This window comes from Nitrincola schmidtii (genome assembly GCF_008973715.1).
GTDB lineage: Bacteria > Pseudomonadota > Gammaproteobacteria > Pseudomonadales > Balneatricaceae > Nitrincola > Nitrincola schmidtii.
Genome location: NZ_WBOL01000012.1, coordinates 18560 through 38639 on the forward strand (window position 1 = coordinate 18560; position 20080 = coordinate 38639).

A 20080-nucleotide genomic window follows, 5' to 3' on the forward strand; every position below is an offset into this window, starting at 1 on the left:
GTTAGGAATGAGTGATGTGATCATCGATCAGGCAGAAGCAGAAGCAGCCGCCGCTGCCGCCTTATTAGAAAGTCGTGAAATCTTACCCACGATTGAGCCGATCGAAGAAGTACCGGTCGATTTAAAAGCATCAGAGCTTTACATAAACCGTGAGCTGAGTCATTTGCAGTTTAACGTCCGTGTACTCGAGCAAGCCTTGGACGAAGGTTATCCATTACTCGAACGCTTGATGTTTTTGCTGATCTTTTCAAGCAACCTGGATGAGTTTTTTGAAATCCGTGTTGCAGAGCAATTGCGTCAGTTAAAATATGACCGTGAAGACGTGGGTCCAGATGCAATGCACCCGCAGAAGGTGCTGGAAAAAATTCGTGAAATTTGTGAGGTCAATGTTGATCGTCAGTACAAAATTCTCAATGAAATTATGTTTCCAGCGCTTGATGCTCAGGGTATTCGTTTCCTTCGTCGTGGTATCTGGACCACTGACCAACGTCGCTGGGTAAAAGAGTTCTTTGAAGAAAAGATCGTCCCCGTCATTAGTCCGATAGGATTAGACCCATCTCATCCATTTCCTCGATTGGTGAATAAAAGTCTAAACTTTATCGTTCAGCTAGAAGGGAAAGATGCGTTTGGTCGAGAAACTGGCTTAGCCATTATTCCTGCGCCTCGTTCTCTGCCCAGGCTGATTAAATTGCCAGACGAATTGTGTGAAGAGGGTGATAACCTCATTTTCTTATCCTCAATTATTCACGAATTTGCAGACGAACTTTTCCCAGGCATGAAAGTGCGTGGCTGTTATCAATTTCGTATTACCCGAAATGCTGACTTAAGCTTTGACTTTGAAGAGATTGAAGATTTGGCGAGAACTTTGCGTGGAGAGTTGCACTCACGCAAATATGGTGATGCCGTTAGATTGGAAGTGGATCAGCGCACGCCTGCTGAGCTGATCGGCTTTTTGATGGAAGAGTTTAAGCTCAATGATAGTCAGGTTTACCGCGTCAATGGACCGGTCAACTTAACACGCTTAATGGCCGTTCGAGACCTCGTTGATCGTCCGAATCTTCTATGGAAGCCATTTACACCGGGCGTTCCAGGAAAGCTTAAAACGGATAAGGACATTTTCACTATCTTGCGTCGTTCCGACCAGTTGCTGATGCATCCTTTCCAGTCCTTTACGCCCGTCGTCGACCTGCTGCGCCAAGCAGCTAAAGATCCGGATGTTATTGCGATTAAACAGACGCTTTACCGCACCGGTGTAAAATCGGATATCGTTAACTCCTTAGTTGAAGCCGCTCGAAACGGTAAAGAGGTTACGGTTGTTATTGAGTTGCGTGCTCGATTTGATGAAGAAAGTAACCTACAACTCGCCAGTCGCCTTCAAGAGGCGGGATGCTTGGTCGTTTATGGTGTGGTGGGCTATAAAACCCACGCGAAAATGATGCTGATTATCCGTCGCGAGGGTAATAACCTTGTACGTTACTCTCATTTAGGCACCGGTAACTATCATTCTGGAACAGCACGTCTATATACGGATTATAGTTACATCACCAGTGATAAGGATGTGGGTGAAGATGTGCATAAGGTGTTCCAGCAGTTAACGGGCATGGGTAAAATTCAAAAGCTTAAAAAGCTTTTCAATGCGCCCTTTACCCTGCATGCGCGCATGTTGGAGTTGATGCAAAACGAGATCCGCCATGTTCAAGCGGGTAAAGAAGGCCATATCATCATTAAAGTGAATGGACTGACCGAACCCAAATTGATTCGTGGACTCTACGAAGCGTCACAAGCTGGCGTGAAAATCGATCTGATTATTCGCGGAATGTGCCGTTTGCGCCCCGGTCTGCCTGAAATTTCCGAGAATATTCAGGTTCGCTCCATCATTGGCCGTTTCTTGGAGCATACCCGAGTCTACTATTTCGGTAATGGTGGTGATCCTTTGGTCTATTGCAGCAGTGCGGACTGGATGGAGCGTAATATGCTGAACCGAGTGGAAACCGGCTTCCAGCTAACAGGGCGTAACGCTGAACGTATTTTGCGCGAATTAGAATATTACCTAAAAGACAATTGTCAGAGCTGGGTGCTTCAATCCGATGGTAGTTACTCCTTGCTACAACCGGCAGAAGGTGAAGAGCGCTTTAGTGCGCAACAAGCCTTGCTAGAAGAGTTTGCTAAGGTTTAACTTATCTTCGAGCTATCTGAAGAGTAAAAACGATGGTTTAACGCTGAATAAAGGTAGCTTTCAGCAGGCAGCCATCGTTTTTGCTGGATGGTACTGGATAGCTGGTTTATATTAAGGGCTTAGTGTAAACCTATACAGAAGGATCCGGCATGACACTGACCGAGTTGCGCTATATTGTGACGCTCGCACAAGAACAGCATTTTGGCCATGCAGCTGAGCGCTGCTTTGTATCCCAACCGACTCTATCCATCGCAGTGAAAAAGCTCGAAGATGAGTTAGGTGTAGCGCTGTTTGAACGCAGCAAAAGTGCCGTTCGCGTGACTCCTGTGGGTGAAAAAGTCGTTCGCCAAGCGCAAACAGTGCTTGAGCAAGCAGAAGCGATACGTGAAATGGCACGTGCTGGCAAAGATCAGTTGGCAAGCCCTTTACGTGTCGGCGCAATCTTCACCATTGGACCCTACCTATTCCCCTCCTTGATTCCTCAAGTACAGGAACTTGCTCCGCAAATGCCATTGTATATTGAAGAAAATATGACGGAAACTTTGCGTGGGAAAATTCGCAATGGCGACTTAGATGCGATTATTATTGCGCTGCCTTTCAATGAACCCGATGTATTAACCCGTCCCGTTTACGAAGAGCCGTTTCAGATGGTGTTGCCGAAAGGTCATCCAATGAGTAAGCAGAAAGAGATAGATCCAAAGGTAATCGGTGAACTCAGAATGCTGCTGTTAGGTGAAGGTCACTGCTTTAGAGACCAAGTGTTAGAAGCTTGTCCTACGTTAAATCAATCCTTCCATAACCAACATACGGTCACAGAGGGTAGCTCTCTGGAAACCATTCGTATGATGGTTGCCTCTGGACTTGGGTGCAGTGTTTTACCGCAATCCGCCATTGAAGGGCATCCATCCAGCAAACTGGTTGAGGTACGTCCTTTCAGCAAGCCTCAGCCAAGACGAACGGTAGCGATTGCGTGGCGAGCAAGCTTTCCACGACCTCAAGCCATTGAAATCCTAGTGCAAGCGGTGCAACGCTGTCAGTTTAGAGCACCAAAGCTGGAGGCTTAATGACTGCTGTGCCGATCACTGATATTAAGGGTGTTGGCACAGCGCTGTCGCTTAAACTGGCCAAGCTGGGTATTCACAGCCTGCAAGACTTGCTCTTTCATCTGCCTATCCGTTATCAAGATAGAACACGAATTAGATCCTTAGGATCACTGCAAATCGGTGAAGAAGTGCTGATTGAAGGTGAATTAAAGCTATCTGATGTGGTGATGGGACGAAGGCGCAGTTTACTGTGTCGGTTACAGGATGGCACAGGACAAATCACGCTCAGATTTTTTCATTTTAATGCGGCTCAAAAAAATGCCTTAAGACCGGGTGTGCGGTTGCGTGCGTTTGGTGAGGTCAGACCCGGAGGTGCGGGTTTAGAAATGGTCCACCCTGAGTATCAAGTCATGAGTTCAGGGCAAACGCTGGCTGCCCCAGATCAAGCCTTGACACCGGTCTATCCGATGACTGAAGGACTGACTCAAGTCCGTATGAGAAATCTGGTTCGACAAGCCTTAGCTCAATTAAGTAGCCATGATCTACCCGATTATCTACCCGAATCACTCCGGCAATCACGAGCCTTACCTGAACTACAAAGCGCATTGCGTTACCTTCATCAACCGCCTCCGAATGCAGATCAGCAAGCCTTGTTAGCGGGAAGGCACCCAGCACAGCGACGTTTGGCGCTAGAGGAGCTTTTAGCGCATCACCTGTCACTGAGCCGTGTTCGTCAACAAATCCAGCAGCAGGGCAGTTGGGCGATGCCAGAGGCGCCTGAGTTATCACAAACCTTTTTGCAGCAATTGCCTTTTGAGCTGACCGCGGCTCAACAAAGAGTCATTGCTGAGATTCAACAAGACTTACAGCGTCCTATCCCGATGCTACGTTTGGTACAAGGAGATGTAGGTTCAGGAAAAACTTTGGTGGCCGCCTTAGCTGCCGTTCAAGTGATAGCAGCGGGCTATCAAGTCGCGGTGATGGCACCGACGGAGATCTTAGCGGAACAACACTATCAAAACTTTAGCCAATGGTTTGCCACCCTGAATGTTGACGTTGCCTGGTTAGCGGGCAAGGTGAAAGGTAAACAGCGAAAGCATCAATTAGAGCAGATTGCTTCGGGTGAAGCGGCGGTCGTGGTGGGAACCCATGCCTTGTTTCAGGAAGAGGTAGCGTTTGCCCGTTTGGCGCTGGTGGTGATTGATGAGCAGCATCGTTTTGGCGTGCATCAGCGACTCAGTCTACGAGAAAAGGGCGCTGATGGTATCAGAGCCCCTCATCAGTTGATCATGACCGCAACACCCATTCCCAGAACACTCACGATGAGTGCTTATGCCGACCTGGATTGCTCGATTATTGATGAGTTGCCTCCCGGAAGAACCCCAGTCAATACGCTGGTGATAGCGGACACTCGTCGCGAAGAAGTGATAGAGCGGGTCAAACAAGCCTGTACGCAAGGCCGTCAAGCCTACTGGGTATGCACGCTGATAGAGGAATCTGAAGCCCTGCAATGTCAAGCGGCTGAAGTGACGGCGGCTAACTTATCCGAACAACTTCCCAATCTGCGTATCGGTTTAGTTCATGGACGCATGAAGCCGGCAGAAAAAGCCGCGGTGATGGCGGAGTTTAAGTCGGCTAACATAGATCTACTGGTGGCCACCACCGTTATTGAAGTCGGTGTCGATGTGCCAAATGCCAGCTTGATGATTATAGAGAATCCTGAACGTTTGGGGCTGGCGCAACTGCATCAGCTACGAGGACGTGTCGGTCGAGGTTCTGTCGAAAGCTTCTGTGTCTTGATGTACCATCCGCCGTTATCCAAGCAAGGTCGCGAAAGGCTAGCGGTGATGCGAGAAACCACCGATGGGTTCCGTATCGCTGAAAAGGATTTGCAGCTACGAGGGCCGGGTGAAGTGTTAGGCACCCGACAAACCGGCATGATGCAATTTCGTATTGCCGATCTAGAGCGTGATGCCGACCTATTGTCAGAAGTTCACCTAATAGCGCAACCCTTACATCAGCATCCTAAGCGAGTTGAAGCACTGATAAATCGTTGGATGGGCAGCAGCGAAAGCTACGCTCAGGTATAATCGCCTTTTTGTTTTAGGTTACAGGATTTGCTATGCAGCCCACTGAGCAACAATTAGAGATCATTACGCGTCAACTGGGGCGAAAACCCCGAGGTATCGCTGCCATTGCCCACGCCACAGAAGAAGGTGTGCCAGTGGTATTACAGATGCGTTCTTTAGTGGCGAATAAACCTTTCCCTACGCTCTATTGGTTGTGTAGCCAAGATTTGGATAAAGCGATTGCGCGTATCGAAAGTACCGGTTGGATTAAGGATCTTGAAGCTGAGTTGTTGCAGGACGAAGCTTTACGGCAGGAATATCATCAACAGCAAGCCAGTTATGTGGCGCGTCGATGGGAATTGATGTCCGCTGAAGACAAACAGGCGATCGACGCTCAAGGGTTTACTGAACTATTTAATACGCTGGGTATTGGTGGTATCGCGCAATGGGACAAAGTCCGCTGCTTGCATATGCAATATGCGCATCATCTGGTAGCTGATAACTTGGTAGGTAAGCGATTGGACGCAGAATTTGGCCTGAATACACTGAAGATCAGTTTTTAACCAGCCGATAACACTCAGGTTGAATGGCGCTCTGGCAATCCAACCTGATTAGACATGTATAAATAAGCTTAAGCTTGACCGGTCAGGCGTTTGTACTTATCCATCAGCATTTCTTCGGACTCAACGTGATCTGGGTCTTTAGGAATACAATCCACCGGACACACTTCTACGCACTGAGGGGTGTCGTAGTGACCAACACATTCAGTACATTTGTTTGGATCAATCTCGTAAATCTCTTCGCCCGGATAGATTGCTTCATTCGGACATTCCGGTTCGCATACATCACAGTTGATGCATTCATCGGTGATGATTAAGGCCATGCGGCTACCTCATTGACTCGTCGTTATAGGTTATTGATCTGAACTTAAATACGTAATTAATGCCTGAGATACCTCAGGATGTACAAATTTACTCACATCCCCGCCCAGTGACGCTATCTCTCTGATTAATGTCGAAGAGATATAGGTTAAGTGCTCAGCGGGTGTCAGGAATAAACTTTCGACATCAGGGCTAAGCTTTCGGTTCATATTTGCGAGCTGAAACTCGTACTCGAAATCCGATACGGCTCTTAGTCCTCGCAAAATAATATTTGCCTGTTGTTGATGTAATAGATCGGCCAGCAAGCAATTGAATCCGACTACTTTAACATTGTTTAAGTGACTTAACGCTGTTTCAGCTAGACTGACTCTTAGATCGAGTGGTAACAGTGGGCGCTTTTTAGGGCTTTCAGCAACTGCAACCACCACTAAATCAAATATTTTACAGGCGCGCTCGACTAGATCAGTATGTCCATTAGTAATGGGATCAAACGTTCCGGGGTAGACTACCGTGTTCATAAGGCCCTCAGGGAGTCTAATGAGTATTTGCGCGGATGTTAACGGAATCCTCACTAAGGTACAAATATAAAAAAAGCATTTGCTGAGTCGAATTTGCAATATAACTGAATTCTTATATAAATGAAGCAGCATGGCTAGGCTAATATTGACCTGCATCAGTCATATTGCAATTTAAGTGAACTACTCCCGCTAAACGGCATGAGCCGTTCTAGCGTTAGTTTCTGCCGACTCATACTGAGTAAACTCAGTACCTTTCGCCAAGTCACTTGATTGGGCAAGTCTCGACTTGGGAGAACACTTTACAGCACAGGTCGTACCGACCTGTTCCAATGCTTGTTTCAGACCTTGTTGCTTGATATTGATCGCAGCATTGAGATCTCGATCCATTTCCACGCCGCAATGATCACATGCATACCATCGGTCTGATAATTTCAAATCATGCTTAATACTGCCACAGCTTGAGCAAGTTTTGGAACTGGGATAAAACCGATCTATGGTGATGAGGTTTTTACCCTGCCATGCACACTTGTATTCAAATTGTCGTAATAACTCGCCCCAAGCTATATCAGCGATGTGTCGGGACAGTTTCTTATTGCGGATTAAGCCTTTTACATGCAAGTCCTCAATGCAAATACTGGTGGCTTGGTTCTTACTCACCAGATGATTGCTGACTTGATGCAATAGATGCTTTCGAATATTCGCCACCTTCTCGTGGCATTTGGCAATGATGAGTCGTTGCTTGGCACGCGATTTAGATCCTTTCTTCTGACGGGAAAGGATTCTCTGTTCTTTTTTAAGTGTTACAAGCGCAGCCTGCAACGGTTGTGTATTTTCAATCACGGTACCATCGGACGCTACCGCAAGCGATTTAATCCCTAAATCCACACCCACCGTCAGGTCGGGTTCAATCGTACTCGGAACGGGTAAATCAAGGCCATCATCCACAAGGATGCTGACTCGATATCGACCACTGGGCGTTAACTTGACCGTTGAGGTTTTGATCTTACCCTCGAAAGGGCGATGCAGTGTCGTCTTTACCCAACCGATTTTGGGTAATTTCACACAACCCTGTTCAAAATCCACATCGGTATGTTGCGGGTTTTGATACCCGTGCCAGTGAGAGGATTTTGACTTGAAGCGTGGATACTTCTTCTTTCCGTTGAAAAAGTCTGAAAAGGCTTGATCCAAATGATCCAGCGTCGCTAGATAGCTTTGTGCATTGACTTGGTATAACCACGCATAGCGATCTCGATTCTTCTTTTTCACCAACTGATCTTGCAGTTGACGTTTGGAAAGCGATTGACCAAAGCGGCGATAATAACGACTCTTCAGCGCCAACGCCCAATTCCACACAAAGCGATTGTGGCCAAAGCTCAATACAAAGAGATCAGCTTGCGCTTTAGTGGGTTTGAGTGAGTACTGATACGCTTTAAGAGTCATGTTGTCATTATACACCAAAACCAACAGTACTAACGCACTGAGCGCTATCCATACCCAGAGGGCATAATGTCACCACCCAAATCGTCGATTCCGGGTGGAGAATTCCGCGATGTTTGTTAAATAGACGCCCGAAGACTTGCCAAGTGAGTCTGTTTAAGCCTAAATTTATACTGATATTCAATTATTTAATAACAAGAAAGATAGGGAGCCCCATGGCAAGACGTACCAAAGAGGAGGCCGCACAGACTAGAGAAGCCTTGCTGATGATGGCAATGCAACTTTATGCTGAACAAGGTATTCATGCGGTTTCATTAAAACAGATAGCAGCCGCCTGCGAGGTCACTCATGGCGCATTATATTGGCATTTTCGTAATCGAGACGATTTGTTACAACAGCTTTACCTAGCAGCTGAGAAGCCATACGAGACTCAATACATTGAACAACGCCAATCAGCTAAACAAGATCCGTTACAAGCGCTACATGACTATTTGGTCGGCGTCATCAATGCTTATGTGAATCATGCTCACTTTTGTCAGACCTATCGCCTTTTTTTAACGCGCCCTCGAGTACCTGAACTCGCTAATCTTGCTGAGCAGATAGATGAGAGTCATCTCAGTGTGGTTGATCAAATCCATTATTTTTTGAAGCAAGCCAAGAAGAAAAAACAGCTACGTAAAAAAATATCGATTAAACCAGCGGCTAAGGTGTTGGCGGATGTTCTCGATAGTCTGGTACAGAGCATCGCGTTTTCGTCCAGCGATCAACGCAGCAGCACAGAAGCACTGCTGTTGATTGGTATTTTAATGGATGGGTTAGGCGAATAAATTAACGATGATTAGAACCGAAAGGCGGACTTTCTTCTTCTGAATAGGTTAAAGAGTCTTCTGAATCCTCGGGTTCTGTGCGTTGGTAAAGCCGATAGCAAACCTGACCTGCTTGCTTTTCTCGGTACAGTTCCCAGTTATGGGGAATGGCATCGGGTTGCCAGTTGAGCTCACTTTCGACGTAGATAAAGGCTTGATCATTTAGCAAACCGCGTGACTCTAGCAAGGTTGTCACGGGTGCGATTAGATTCTTGTTAAAAGGGGGATCTAAAAAAACCACGTCATAACGCGCTTCTTGATTAGCGATTTTAGTTTCTAGCCAGTCTAAAACACTGCTGGAAACCACTTCCCCGTGTTGAGCTTTAAGTAGATTCAAGTTGTGCCGAAGGTGATAAATCACTTCGGGAGCTTTATCGACAAAAGTGACCGATGCTGCCCCACGTGACAGGGCTTCAAAACCAAGTGCACCACTGCCACAAAACAGATCCAAACAGCTGGCTCCCGGAATGCTGGTTTGCAGCCAGTTAAATAGAGTTTCTCTAACCCTATCGGGAGTGGGGCGTAACCCCTCAATTTCTGGAAAAGAGAGTTTACGACTGCGCCACTCTCCACCAATAATTCTGAGAGAAGAGCTGGTTTCTTGAATTTTATTTGAGCGCCGTGCAGCGCTATTGCGTCGACTCATATCATCTCTTTTTTACATTAGTATGGCGTTAGTGTCAGGCTAAATTGATGTTGTCTATCCAGCATTTCAACTAAGTGTTGGCGAATCTCATCATTGGACAGTTGTTTGATTGTTTCGCTATAAATTAGGTCGCTGTTTAATGGAAAGCCTAACAAAGCGGATAGCTCAAACCACTCAACAGCATTTATCACTGATGCAGTCGCGGGTTGATATTGATCCACAACCTGCTTGATCGCATCTGATAATAGCCTATCAGAAGTTTCACCAAGAAGCAGGTCAAGTAATTGATCGTCCAACCTATTATCTGGTTGCCCTTGGGTAATAATAATCAGATAGCTTTTCGGCGGTAACGGATTCCAAATCAGACGGTAGTTTGGACGCTGAGGTAAATTCTCTAAGGCCTGTTGAATGGCATTAATGCTAGCACGGTGTTTAGCCAGCGTGCTGGAGTCTTCAGACAATGGGATATGCCAAGCCAAAAGATGGTGAACCTGGCTAACATGGGCTTGTTCGGTTAGTTCTTTTGCGCTGAGGATTGGCGTCAATGACGATCGAGGTGGAATGTCTGTTTCATTTGAAGTGACGACGTTTGCTCCACTGAGCAGAAAAGTCCACTCGCTGGTAAACGCATGAGAAGTCGGTTGATCACTGAATAACCAGTGTTCAAATTCTGCAAGCAGGCGGTTTTCCGCTTGGCGTTGATCTAGCTGCCAGGTCGCCATCAATCTTTGTTGTTCATTCAGTTCAACGTTAGGACGTTGATTGAGTGCTGATGTCAGCCAGGCTATTTGTTCATCGGACGGGGGCTGACTCATTGTAATGCTGAGCTGAACAGCAGATGTCAGACTTTGAAGAGTGGCTTGCCAGCTAAGTTCATCAAGCTTTTCCAAGGTGGACTCTTCATTAAGCCAGTGTTGCAGCGATTGTAGAAGATGTGCTCGTTCTAGCGTGTTAGGTAAGTTCCAACCCGGTGCGAAGGGCTTTAATGCGCGTAATTCAATATCCGGAAGTGTTTCATAGGATAAGCGCCAGTGATCGGGATCGGCATGCCAACCCAGTGAGAGTGGCGTTGCTGCTTTTTCACGTCCAGTTGTATGCAATAACAGAATGACAATAGGAATAATCCACATTAACGCAAATAGATAACGTCGATTGAACAAAGGTTTATAAGTTGATGCAGGCATATTCCTTCCGATCAGGTTTGTCAGCTGGCGGTCTGTGGTAAGATAGCGCAAATTTTCAAACTATATCTACTTTTAGCCAGCGGACAGAATAGCTTTATGGAATCACTAAATAACTGGATGCTCTCTATGGGCCTGAATCCAGCGCTTTTACCCATTGTGATAGCAGTCCTCGCTATCGCCATCTTTGCGGTTGTTATTTTGGCACGTAAGAAGCCAGAAGGTGCAAAAAATCTAGAAAAATCTCAACCAGAAGAGCAAAAAGCCGAGCCGGAGCCAGAAGTTCTTCCTGAGCCAGAGCAACCCGCTGAAGTAGCGGTTGAAGTAGCGGCTGAAACAGAGCTAGAGGTTGAACCAAAACCAGAAGCTGAGTCAGAACCAGAAGTTCAACCTGAACCTGAAGTTGAGCCAGAACCAGAAGTTGAGCCAGAACCAGAAGTTCAACCTGAACCTGAAGTTGAGCCAGAGCCTGAAGTTGAACCAGAGCCTGAAGTTGAGCCTAAACCAGAAGTACAACCCGAACCCGAACCCGAACCTGTTAAGGCGGCTGTCGTTCAAGAAGAAGCGCCAGAACAGCGTAAAAAACGCTTATTTGAGCGTATTAAGTCTGGCTTAAGCCGAACGAAAGCAACCTTAACGAATCAGTTAAGCGATCTCTTCAGTAGCCAAAGTGAAATCGATGATGATCTGCTAGAAGAGTTAGAAACACTGTTATTGATGTCGGATGTGGGTGTTGAAGCGACAACGGCGATCATGCAGACGCTGGCAGAAAAAGTAGAGCGCAAGCTGGTCAAAGATCCGGATGCTCTCAAGGCTGCACTTAAAGCAGAGCTAACACAGCTTCTATCCGCTTCTGAAGAGCCACTTGATCTATCTGATCAAGGTAAACCAAGGGTGATTTTAGTTGTCGGCGTGAATGGGGTAGGGAAAACTACCACCATTGGTAAATTAGCGAAACGTTTTCAGCAGCAAGGAAAATCGGTCATGCTGGCAGCAGGCGACACTTTCCGCGCTGCAGCGGTCGAGCAGTTGCAAGTTTGGGGTGAGCGAAACGATGTTCCTGTGATCGCTCAACATACCGGCGCTGATTCGGCGTCCGTTATTTTTGACGCCTTGCAATCGGCGACTGCGCGTAAGACCGATATCTTGATTGCAGATACGGCAGGGCGTTTACAGAACAAAGAAAATCTAATGAATGAGCTGAGTAAGGTCGTTCGTGTCATGAAGAAAATTGATCCAGACGCACCGCATGAAGTGCTGTTAGTTCTGGATGCTGGCACAGGTCAAAATGCGATCAGTCAAGCCAAGCAGTTCCAAGAAGCGGTTGGTGTTACTGGTATTGCGCTCACTAAGCTGGATGGAACAGCCAAAGGCGGTATCATTTTTGCGGTGGCCAAACATTTCAATTTACCGATACGTTTTATCGGTGTGGGTGAACAAATAGACGATCTTCGTCCGTTCCGTGCGGATGAGTTTGTCGATGCGTTATTTGACTGAGGTCGAGCATGGCAGCGATACGCTTTAGCAATGTGGGTAAGCGTTACGAGGGTGGGTTTGATGCGTTAACCGGTGTCGACTTTACCCTTGAATCAGGGGAGATGGCGTTTCTTACCGGGCATTCAGGTGCAGGGAAAAGTACACTGTTGAAGCTAATCATGTTGATGGAAAGGGCGAGTAGAGGACAGGTTCAAGTCGGTGATCAAGATTTGAATTCGCTCAGTCGCCGAAATATTCCGCAACATCGACGTCGAATTGGCGTGGTCTTTCAAAATCACCACTTATTATTTGATCGAACGGTCTTCGATAATGTCGCACTGCCTCTACAAATAGCTGGTTACGATCCTAGCGATGCCGCCCGTCGCGTGCGTGCAGCTTTGGATAAAGTTGGGCTGTTGATGCGTGAGAAGCAAAACCCTATTGCGCTTTCCAGTGGAGAGCAGCAGCGTGTCGGTATCGCCAGAGCTATCGTGAATAAACCCGCAGTGTTACTTGCGGATGAACCAACCGGCAACCTCGACCCTGAGCTTTCTGAAGGGGTGATGCGTTTATTTGAACAATTTAACCGTATCGGAACCACCGTGCTAATTGCCAGTCATGATATTTCCTTGATAGAACGTATGCGTCGAAGAACTCTGGTGTTGCGTGGTGGGAGGTTAGTTGCTGATGGCTATTAAACCTCAAGAAAAAGCCGTCCCTCGGGGTGCACAAAAACATCGTGTTGGACACTTAGATCGCAGCCGCGGCTGGTTCCGTCATCATATAGAAGTTGCCCTGCAAGCCTTGGTGCGATTAACCATTACCCCGGTTGCCACCTTAATGACATTGGCGGTATTGGCTATAGCCTTGGCGTTACCTGGCTTCTTATTTACGGTGGTGAATAATATTCAGCAGTTCAGTATCGGCTGGGATACCAATCCGCGTATCATGCTTTACCTGAATACCGAAGTTGAAGATGCTCGTGCAGAGCAGCTAAGCCTTGAGTTGATGTTGCATGGCGGCTTATCAGGTGTTGAATTGATCGATCGAGACCAAGGGCTTAGGGAGTTCTCCAGCTATTCAGAGTTTGCTGGCATGCTGTCGTTATTAGACAGCAATCCATTACCCGCGGTAATTCTGGTATTACCAGCCGATCACCACGCGGCAGCACTGCAACAACTTCAGGCTGAACTTCAGTCTATTCCAGAAGTATCTGAGGCGGTATTGGATTTAGAATGGATTCAACGGCTAAATGCTTACCTGCTGATGGCAGAACGCTTTAGTTGGGTGTTGGCGGGTTTGCTGGCCTTGGCAGTCTTACTGGTGGTTGGCAATACCATCCGTATGACACTTGAATCGCGACGAGATGAAATCTTGGTTGCCAAACTGGTAGGGGCCACTGATGCATGGGTGCGTCGACCGTTTCTCTATTCCGGTTTCTGGTACGGCTTGATCGGCTCTTTGTTTGCCTACGTACTAGTGCAAGTTTCGCTATATTTGATCACCGGTCCCGCAAATCAATTAGCGCAGCTATATTCTAGTAACTTTGTGCTGCAGGGCTTGGATTTAACGTCAGGTTTGACTCTGATCGCGACAGGAACAGGCCTAGGTGTGCTAGGTGGTTTTCTATCGACAGGGCGCCATTTAAGGGCGATAGAACCTAGTTAATCTAAATATTCATAGGTAAATTCGCTGCTGTGTAGGACTTGATTTTTTCGTCATAGATCGCTATTTTTCACGGTCCTGTGCGATAATATACATTAGAGATCACTGAACTTTTCTTAGATTTTTAGGTCACATGGTTAGCGAAAATTTCAGCCAACAAAGAGGTTATCACTAAATGGGCACAAACTTACGGGTTATAGAACACCTGTCACCAGGCGGTAACGTAAACGCCTACGTACAGACCGTGGGTGCGATTCCTATCCTCAACGCTGAAGAGGAGCGGGCGCTAGCTGAGCGGCTGTTCTATCAACAAGATCTTGAAGCGGCTCGTCAGTTAGTCATTTCGCATCTACGTTTTGTCGTTCATATAGCTAAAACTTACTCGGGATACGGATTGCCACTGAGCGACCTCATCCAAGAAGGCAATGTCGGTTTGATGAAAGCGGTTAAGCGCTTTGATCCAACCGTTGGTGTACGTCTAGTTTCCTTTGCCGTTCACTGGATTAAGGCAGAGATGCATGAGTTTATCTTGCGTAACTGGCGTATCGTTAAAATAGCTACCACGAAAGCGCAGCGTAAACTTTTCTTTAACCTACGCTCGCAGAAAAAATCGATCAACTGGATGAACAACGACGAAGTAGAAGCGGTTGCTAAAGACTTAGGTGTCGATGCTCACGTGGTTCGTCAGATGGAAGGCAGAATGGCATCCAGCGATACTTCCTTTGATGCTCCGGTGAGTGACGATGATGAAACGGCTTGGTCGCCAGCTCAGTATCTAGAAGATGAAGAAGCTGATCCAGCGCTGCGCTTAGAAGCTGAAAACTGGGAAGAGACGTCTCAAAATCAGCTTGTTCAGGCAATGGAAGGGCTAGATGCTCGCAGTCGTGAAATTTTGAGTCGCCGCTGGTTAGCGGATGAAAAAGCGACGTTGCATGAATTGGCAGCAGAATATGACGTTTCTGCCGAGCGTATTCGTCAGCTAGAAAAAAATGCGATGAAAAAATTGCGAGAAGCGATGACCTTCGTCGCTTAACCATCAAACTGATAAAGATCCACATATTAAAGCCACCCTCGCGGTGGCTTTGTTATAATTATCGTTATAGTTTTCCAAATCTGACTGATTGATATTTGATTTTATGTATTAAGCCAAATATATCAGTTACTAATTTTTGTTTTAGATCGGAATTATTCACCATGACAGATGCAGACCTTTCAACTAATCCATTACCTCAGCGACGCATACGTAGTTTTGTTGTGCGAGCAGGTCGCATGACGGAAGGTCAAGAGCGAGGCTATCGTGAAAACTGGCCGGACTATGGTTTAGAGCTGAGCGATGGCGTATTGGATTATGTTGAGTGCTTTGGCCGTGACGCCGCTGTTGTGCTGGAAATTGGTTTCGGTATGGGTGACTCTTTGATCGAAATGGCACGTCAAATGCCAGAGAAAAACTTTATTGGTATCGAAGTACATCCACCGGGAGTGGGTCGTCTGTTAGGCAGAATTAAAGAAGAAGGTTTAACCAATATTCGTGTTTACTGTGATGATGCCGTAGAAGTGCTGGCGCAATGCATCCCTGATAAGAGTTTAGATGGCCTGCAATTGTTTTTCCCGGATCCTTGGCCAAAAAAGCGCCACCATAAGCGCCGTATCGTGCAACCAGAGTTTGCCCAGTCGATCCGTCATAAGCTGAAGATCGGTGGCCATTTTCATATGGCAACGGATTGGCAACCCTATGCAGAGCATATGATGGAAGTCATGTCAGCCGCAGAAGGTTATGCCAATGCTATGGGTGAAGGTGTTTATGCCGATCAACCTGAGTGGCGTCCGGTTACTAAATTCCAAAAGCGTGGAGAGAATCTGGGGCATGGCGTTTGGGACCTTATCTTTAGCCGAGTGAGCTAGCCTGAGTGAGACCTTCGCGTAAATGAATCAGGAGGGTTCTTCTATGCAACTAGACTGGTTGAAAGTACTTATGCTGACGGGGGTTTTTATTCTCGTTTTATTGGGTACATGGATCGCTTTTGCTGAAAAAGATCCTCAGTTAGAGCGTGAAATACGAACAGCGACACAGGAACAGTTAGAAGAGTGGTTCCCAGAAGCCATGGCTTTGCCACCCGAACTGGTTGGATTTCAGCGCGGAGACTCTGAATCAGTTGCACCACAAGTGGTGTTAATTCATGGCCTCGATGAACCCGGTGGAATTTGGAATGAAAGCCTTGCTGCTTTTGATGAGGCAGGAATCGAAGCATGGGAGTTTCGTTACCCTAATGATCAAGCGATTGACCGAAGTGCTGACTTACTTGCTCAGTACTGGAGTGCATTGCAAACTGATCAGCCGATCATTCTGATAGGACACAGTATGGGCGGCTTGGTCATTCGTGACTTTGTCACTCGTTGGCGCTATCCGGTAGATGGAGATGGCGTTGATGGACCGGAAGTATTAGGGGTTATTCAGATTGGCCCGCCTAATCAAGGATCTGCTTGGGCACGCTTTCGAGCTTGGCTAGAAGTCAGAGAGTGGCTAAGCCATATTCCAGAAGGCCAACTGTCACCCTTTATCGGATTTAGACAAGGTACTGGTGCGGCCAAAATCGATCTGCGCCCAGGTAGTCAATTTCTGACAGACTTAAACTCACGCGATTGGCCCTATCAGGTAAAGATTCAGATTATCGGTGGCAAGTTAAGTGAACCAACCTATGCCATGCTGGAAAATATTGATCAGATAGCGCGTGATCTAGAGATAACCAATGTTCGCGAACGAATGGAAACATGGTGGGATGAAATAGGTGATGATTTGGGGGATGGCGTTGTACCTTTATCCTCCTTGCCCTTTAATGGTGCACCGGAACCGATGTTATTTCCAGCGTCGCATCGAGGTTTATTGATTACGATGCCGCTAGTCGACACTCCTGCACCCGCAATAGCGCCGATGATCGATATTGTAAAATCTTGGCAAAGCAGTCCTTAAGTTGTTTTTCGATAGTTTGCTTGCCGTGTGGATTTAGCGTTAAGCAGAGTAGAAAACGTAAAGGGGTAACGAATATCTCGCTACCCCTTTAGATTATGACTCTCGAGATTGACGACGCTCTTGGCGCATTTCTTGTCTTTCTTCGCGGCTAGAGGCTTTCATATCACAGTCACCTTTACGTTTAGCCTGTTGCCCCATTTGCTCTCTTTTGCCTTGACGTTGCTCAAGGCGTTGTTCTCGGTGTTCCTGTAATTGAGCCTGTTGCTCTTCAGTTAGGATGGCACTTAAACGCTCTTGCATCTGTGCTTGCCGTGCTTCACGAACTTGGTTTCGTTGCTCAGTGGTTAGAGGTGATCCATCATTTTGTCTCATTGCAGCTTGGCGTGCATCTCGAGAAAGGCTTGATTCCTCTTTTAATGCCTGCAACGCTTCACGTTGTTCTTCAGTTAAATCCAAGATTTGTGTATAACGCTGCATGTTTTGTTGACGATCAGTTGAGCCGCGCTCGGCAAGCGCAATGGCGCTGAAGCTTAAAGCTAGGGTTAAAATACCTATTTGAGTCAGTGTAAACGTTTTCATGGCTGTTGCTCCGAATTGCATTCTCTTTGATGTGTTAAGTATGCGTCAGCACAATGCAAAGTAGGGTTGCAAAACGTAAAGTTGCGTAAAGTTGCTCGCACTAGTGTCCATTGAGACTATCCTAGGCAGCAAAGGAGATAAAAATGAGCACGCATCACATGATCGATAAAAGCAGTTACCCTCGAATTTTGATTATCGATGATGATTCGTCTTTAAGTGCGTTGCTACAGCAGTATCTGAATAACGAAGCCTTTAATGTAGATATGGCCGAATCCGCCGAAGCTGCGGAACGTTGGCTTGCATCAAACCCTCCACCTGATCTAATGATTTTAGACATCATGATGCCGGGCAAAAGTGGTTTGGAGCTATTACAAAGCTTACGTCCAAGGATGTCTATTCCTGTGATTATGTTGACCGGTCGTGGCGATGATATCGATCGCATCTTAGGTTTAGAGATGGGCGCTGATGACTATCTAGCCAAACCCTGTAATCCAAGAGAGCTTCTAGCTAGAATTCGAGCGGTATTAAGGCGTAGCCAGAACCAACCAACCTTATCAGTGGGGATATCCTTATCTGGCATTCATTTAGATCCTGCCAGTCGCGAAGTAACGGTTAACGGACAAGCGGTGGAGTTTACCGGAACTGAGTTTAATGTATTGCACACTCTCATGGCGCATGCCGGTGAAGTAGTGTCTAAAGAAAGTCTGACAGAGAAAGTTCTGCATCGAAAACTGACGCTGTATGATCGAGCGATTGATGTTCATGTCAGCCGAGTAAGGCAAAAACTCAGCGATATTTCTCCCCAAACCTCCGAGTTAATTAAGACGGTCAGAGGTGCAGGCTATCAATTTATTCGGGCACAAGCATGAAGTGGTATCAAAAACTTTTTTTTAAAGTCTTTATCGTGACATGGCTCGTCAGTGTATTGCTGATGGGTGGACTGGTGTTTGGTTTGCTTAGGGCCAATGAAACACATCATTGGCAAGCCTTGATGGAAACGCGCGCGGCTGGCTATGCACAGCTAGTATTGGAGCGCCAAGAAGCGAATGGCGATGTTCGGCACCGTCATGATTCTGATAGAAATCGAGGTCGTTTTTCACTGCGCATGACAGATCTTGAAACTGGACAAGTTATTCAGGACTTTCGACGACCCATGGCCGCAAGTGAAGTGGTTGCCTTTCAGTTAGTGGCGGATAACAACCGTACTTATTTGATCGAAATTCCTCGACCGGAACAGCCTTTGCACTTGGATAGAATGCTTAGATTTATACTCTCGGTACAGATGGTACTGATTATCATTATGGCCATGCTAGTGGCGCTGTTTGTCAGCTTGTGGGTAGTCAAACCAATTAACCGTCTAAAGCTGTTTGCTCGCTCCCTGCATGATGAACAGAACCTATCGAGTCGAACCGATTCTCAGCTTAATGCGCGAAACGATGAAATTGGTGAACTAGCACGTGAGTTTGATGCGATGGCGGGATATGTCGAAAAAACGCTGCAAGCACGACAGCAGTTACTTCGCGATGTTTCCCACGAACTGCGTGCACCGCTGGCGCGAATGCAGGTAGCGACAGCGATTTTAGAGCAACAATCCACTCAGATTGAAAACCCATTACTTGGCCAAATAAATCGTGAATCTGAACAGCTGGCAAAATTGATAGATCAGTTACTGTCGTTATCTCGACTCGATGATAAAACGCTGACAATGACAAGCTCGATAGAAGTTAAGTCATTTATAGAGTCGATAGGACAACAATGGTTACTGCTGTATCCAGAACACCACTTGGACATTGTTGTTAATCCCGAGTCACTGAATGTGACCTTAAACACAGGTTTGTTAGAGCGAATTCTAAGCAATGCACTGGAAAACGCTTTCAAGTATTCGCCCAAAGGAAGCAGTGTCAGTGTGTCAGTTTCGCAGCAAGTTAATGCCTTAAGTTTAATCATTTCAGATCAGGGGCCTGGCATTGACGATCAGCATTTAGAGCAAATATTTGAACCTTTTTATCGACTGGATGACGCCATCCAAGGATATGGCTTGGGACTGAGCATACTTAAGAGCGCTGTTAGACGTTTACACGGAGAGGTGGTTGCGAAGAACACAGCAAAAGGCGGGTTGACGATAATGATCACATTACCCAATTCAAATTAAAGCTACCATCCTTGTGCAGATGGCAGCTTTATAAAGGGCAATTCAACGTAAATAGTCAGTTTACAGCGCGTCTGGACCTGTTTCACCGGTACGAATTCGAATAACTTGTTCTAACGGTGTGACAAAAATCTTACCATCGCCGATTTTGCCAGTATTAGCGGTTTTAGTGATCGCTTCAATGACTTGATCGGTCATGTCATCATCAACCGCCACTTCGATTTTTACCTTAGGCAAAAAATCCACGACATATTCTGCTCCGCGATACAGCTCGGTATGACCTTTCTGACGCCCAAAACCCTTAACTTCGGTGACGGTGACGCCTTGGATACCGATTTCTGAGAGGGCTTCACGAACATCATCGAGCTTGAAGGGTTTAATGACCGCAGTGATCAATTTCATGGTTTAACTCCTTTAGGCTGCCCG

At 46.6% G+C, this 20080-nt stretch carries 20 protein-coding genes; 13 read left to right on the top strand and 7 right to left on the bottom strand.

The window, feature by feature from the left end:
- Positions 1-7 precede the first annotated feature (7 nt).
- The 4 genes from ppk1 to F7R24_RS11190 all read left to right on the top strand — a co-directional run bounded on the left by ppk1 (position 8) and on the right by F7R24_RS11190 (position 5851).
- Positions 8-2176 carry a polyphosphate kinase 1 gene (gene ppk1, locus F7R24_RS11175; RefSeq protein ID WP_151671341.1) on the top strand — a complete coding sequence of 723 codons (2169 nt, stop codon included), beginning with the start codon at positions 8-10 and terminating at the stop codon, positions 2174-2176.
- 149 nt (positions 2177-2325) lie between these two features.
- The gene (locus F7R24_RS11180) at positions 2326-3240 is read left to right on the top strand and encodes a hydrogen peroxide-inducible genes activator (protein ID WP_151671342.1); all 915 of its coding nucleotides are present in this window, start codon (positions 2326-2328) and stop codon (positions 3238-3240) included.
- Complete coding sequence (gene recG / locus F7R24_RS11185) at positions 3240-5309, top strand: ATP-dependent DNA helicase RecG (protein ID WP_151671343.1); 2070 nt, start codon at positions 3240-3242, stop codon at positions 5307-5309. The genes F7R24_RS11180 and recG overlap by 1 nt, the downstream gene beginning before the upstream one ends.
- 32 nt (positions 5310-5341) lie before the next feature.
- On the top strand, positions 5342-5851 hold the full coding sequence (locus tag F7R24_RS11190; protein WP_151671344.1) for a DUF501 domain-containing protein: 510 nt from the start codon (positions 5342-5344) through the stop codon (positions 5849-5851).
- Positions 5852-5919: 68 nt separating this feature from the next.
- Here F7R24_RS11190 and F7R24_RS11195 read toward each other — a convergent pair whose 3' ends face one another.
- From F7R24_RS11195 to F7R24_RS11205, 3 genes are all read right to left on the bottom strand, one after another.
- Positions 5920-6171, bottom strand: a complete 252-nt coding sequence (locus tag F7R24_RS11195; RefSeq protein WP_151671345.1) for a YfhL family 4Fe-4S dicluster ferredoxin — start codon at positions 6169-6171, stop codon at positions 5920-5922.
- 30 nt (positions 6172-6201) lie between these two features.
- A complete protein-coding gene (gene coaD / locus F7R24_RS11200; RefSeq protein ID WP_151671346.1) occupies positions 6202-6687 on the bottom strand; it encodes a pantetheine-phosphate adenylyltransferase in 486 nt (161 codons plus the stop codon).
- A 189-nt stretch (positions 6688-6876) separates the two neighbouring features.
- Positions 6877-8127 (bottom strand): RNA-guided endonuclease InsQ/TnpB family protein, encoded by a 1251-nt coding sequence (locus tag F7R24_RS11205; RefSeq protein WP_151671347.1) that lies wholly within the window; start codon positions 8125-8127, stop codon positions 6877-6879.
- Positions 8128-8339: 212 nt separating this feature from the next.
- On the opposite strand from F7R24_RS11205, the gene F7R24_RS11210 reads away from it, so the two are divergent.
- Positions 8340-8951, top strand: coding sequence for a TetR family transcriptional regulator (locus F7R24_RS11210; protein ID WP_151671348.1), 612 nt, complete (start codon positions 8340-8342; stop codon positions 8949-8951).
- A gap of 1 nt (position 8952) precedes the next feature.
- Here F7R24_RS11210 and rsmD read toward each other — a convergent pair whose 3' ends face one another.
- Together rsmD and F7R24_RS11220 are read right to left on the bottom strand one after the other, a co-directional pair.
- Positions 8953-9636 (bottom strand): 16S rRNA (guanine(966)-N(2))-methyltransferase RsmD, encoded by a 684-nt coding sequence (gene rsmD, locus F7R24_RS11215; RefSeq protein WP_151671349.1) that lies wholly within the window; start codon positions 9634-9636, stop codon positions 8953-8955.
- A 17-nt stretch (positions 9637-9653) separates the two neighbouring features.
- A complete protein-coding gene (locus tag F7R24_RS11220) occupies positions 9654-10820 on the bottom strand; it encodes a hypothetical protein (protein ID WP_151671350.1) in 1167 nt (388 codons plus the stop codon).
- Positions 10821-10916: 96 nt separating this feature from the next.
- Between F7R24_RS11220 and ftsY the strand changes: the two genes are divergently transcribed.
- The 6 genes from ftsY to F7R24_RS11250 all read left to right on the top strand — a co-directional run bounded on the left by ftsY (position 10917) and on the right by F7R24_RS11250 (position 16926).
- Positions 10917-12314 (top strand): signal recognition particle-docking protein FtsY, encoded by a 1398-nt coding sequence (gene ftsY / locus F7R24_RS11225; RefSeq protein WP_240776092.1) that lies wholly within the window; start codon positions 10917-10919, stop codon positions 12312-12314.
- A gap of 8 nt (positions 12315-12322) precedes the next feature.
- Positions 12323-12991: a cell division ATP-binding protein FtsE gene (ftsE, locus tag F7R24_RS11230; protein ID WP_151671351.1), complete on the top strand. Its 669-nt coding sequence runs from the start codon at positions 12323-12325 to the stop codon at positions 12989-12991.
- Complete coding sequence (ftsX, locus tag F7R24_RS11235; RefSeq protein ID WP_151671352.1) at positions 12981-13961, top strand: permease-like cell division protein FtsX; 981 nt, start codon at positions 12981-12983, stop codon at positions 13959-13961. The genes ftsE and ftsX overlap by 11 nt, the downstream gene beginning before the upstream one ends.
- Positions 13962-14133: 172 nt before the next feature.
- A complete protein-coding gene (gene rpoH, locus F7R24_RS11240) occupies positions 14134-14991 on the top strand; it encodes an RNA polymerase sigma factor RpoH (RefSeq protein ID WP_151671353.1) in 858 nt (285 codons plus the stop codon).
- A gap of 161 nt (positions 14992-15152) precedes the next feature.
- Entirely contained in the window at positions 15153-15860 is a 708-nt protein-coding gene (gene trmB / locus F7R24_RS11245) for a tRNA (guanosine(46)-N7)-methyltransferase TrmB (RefSeq protein WP_151671354.1), read from the top strand.
- Positions 15861-15903: 43 nt separating this feature from the next.
- A complete protein-coding gene (locus tag F7R24_RS11250; RefSeq protein ID WP_206057529.1) occupies positions 15904-16926 on the top strand; it encodes an esterase/lipase family protein in 1023 nt (340 codons plus the stop codon).
- A gap of 93 nt (positions 16927-17019) precedes the next feature.
- Here F7R24_RS11250 and F7R24_RS11255 read toward each other — a convergent pair whose 3' ends face one another.
- Positions 17020-17505, bottom strand: coding sequence for a ribonuclease E domain-containing protein (locus F7R24_RS11255; protein ID WP_151671356.1), 486 nt, complete (start codon positions 17503-17505; stop codon positions 17020-17022).
- Positions 17506-17648: 143 nt separating this feature from the next.
- Here F7R24_RS11255 and F7R24_RS11260 point away from each other — a divergent pair, with 143 nt between their 5' ends.
- Together F7R24_RS11260 and F7R24_RS11265 are read left to right on the top strand one after the other, a co-directional pair.
- Positions 17649-18374, top strand: a complete 726-nt coding sequence (locus F7R24_RS11260) for a response regulator transcription factor (protein WP_240776093.1) — start codon at positions 17649-17651, stop codon at positions 18372-18374.
- Positions 18371-19657 carry a HAMP domain-containing sensor histidine kinase gene (locus F7R24_RS11265; RefSeq protein ID WP_151671357.1) on the top strand — a complete coding sequence of 429 codons (1287 nt, stop codon included), beginning with the start codon at positions 18371-18373 and terminating at the stop codon, positions 19655-19657. The genes F7R24_RS11260 and F7R24_RS11265 overlap by 4 nt, the downstream gene beginning before the upstream one ends.
- 60 nt (positions 19658-19717) lie before the next feature.
- Here F7R24_RS11265 and glnK read toward each other — a convergent pair whose 3' ends face one another.
- The gene (glnK, locus tag F7R24_RS11270) at positions 19718-20056 is read right to left on the bottom strand and encodes a P-II family nitrogen regulator (RefSeq protein ID WP_151671358.1); all 339 of its coding nucleotides are present in this window, start codon (positions 20054-20056) and stop codon (positions 19718-19720) included.
- Between the last annotated feature and the right edge of the window lie 24 nt (positions 20057-20080).

Coding starts and splice junctions, on each gene's coding strand:
- ppk1 (WP_151671341.1), top strand. CDS start 8: ATGAGTGATGTGATCATCGATCAGGCAGAAGCAGAAGCAGCCGCCGCT.
- F7R24_RS11180 (WP_151671342.1), top strand. CDS start 2,326: ATGACACTGACCGAGTTGCGCTATATTGTGACGCTCGCACAAGAACAG.
- recG (WP_151671343.1), top strand. CDS start 3,240: ATGACTGCTGTGCCGATCACTGATATTAAGGGTGTTGGCACAGCGCTG.
- F7R24_RS11190 (WP_151671344.1), top strand. CDS start 5,342: ATGCAGCCCACTGAGCAACAATTAGAGATCATTACGCGTCAACTGGGG.
- F7R24_RS11195 (WP_151671345.1), bottom strand. CDS start 6,171: ATGGCCTTAATCATCACCGATGAATGCATCAACTGTGATGTATGCGAA.
- coaD (WP_151671346.1), bottom strand. CDS start 6,687: ATGAACACGGTAGTCTACCCCGGAACGTTTGATCCCATTACTAATGGA.
- F7R24_RS11205 (WP_151671347.1), bottom strand. CDS start 8,127: ATGACTCTTAAAGCGTATCAGTACTCACTCAAACCCACTAAAGCGCAA.
- F7R24_RS11210 (WP_151671348.1), top strand. CDS start 8,340: ATGGCAAGACGTACCAAAGAGGAGGCCGCACAGACTAGAGAAGCCTTG.
- rsmD (WP_151671349.1), bottom strand. CDS start 9,636: ATGAGTCGACGCAATAGCGCTGCACGGCGCTCAAATAAAATTCAAGAA.
- F7R24_RS11220 (WP_151671350.1), bottom strand. CDS start 10,820: ATGCCTGCATCAACTTATAAACCTTTGTTCAATCGACGTTATCTATTT.
- ftsY (WP_240776092.1), top strand. CDS start 10,917: ATGGAATCACTAAATAACTGGATGCTCTCTATGGGCCTGAATCCAGCG.
- ftsE (WP_151671351.1), top strand. CDS start 12,323: ATGGCAGCGATACGCTTTAGCAATGTGGGTAAGCGTTACGAGGGTGGG.
- ftsX (WP_151671352.1), top strand. CDS start 12,981: ATGGCTATTAAACCTCAAGAAAAAGCCGTCCCTCGGGGTGCACAAAAA.
- rpoH (WP_151671353.1), top strand. CDS start 14,134: ATGGGCACAAACTTACGGGTTATAGAACACCTGTCACCAGGCGGTAAC.
- trmB (WP_151671354.1), top strand. CDS start 15,153: ATGACAGATGCAGACCTTTCAACTAATCCATTACCTCAGCGACGCATA.
- F7R24_RS11250 (WP_206057529.1), top strand. CDS start 15,904: ATGCAACTAGACTGGTTGAAAGTACTTATGCTGACGGGGGTTTTTATT.
- F7R24_RS11255 (WP_151671356.1), bottom strand. CDS start 17,505: ATGAAAACGTTTACACTGACTCAAATAGGTATTTTAACCCTAGCTTTA.
- F7R24_RS11260 (WP_240776093.1), top strand. CDS start 17,649: ATGAGCACGCATCACATGATCGATAAAAGCAGTTACCCTCGAATTTTG.
- F7R24_RS11265 (WP_151671357.1), top strand. CDS start 18,371: ATGAAGTGGTATCAAAAACTTTTTTTTAAAGTCTTTATCGTGACATGG.
- glnK (WP_151671358.1), bottom strand. CDS start 20,056: ATGAAATTGATCACTGCGGTCATTAAACCCTTCAAGCTCGATGATGTT.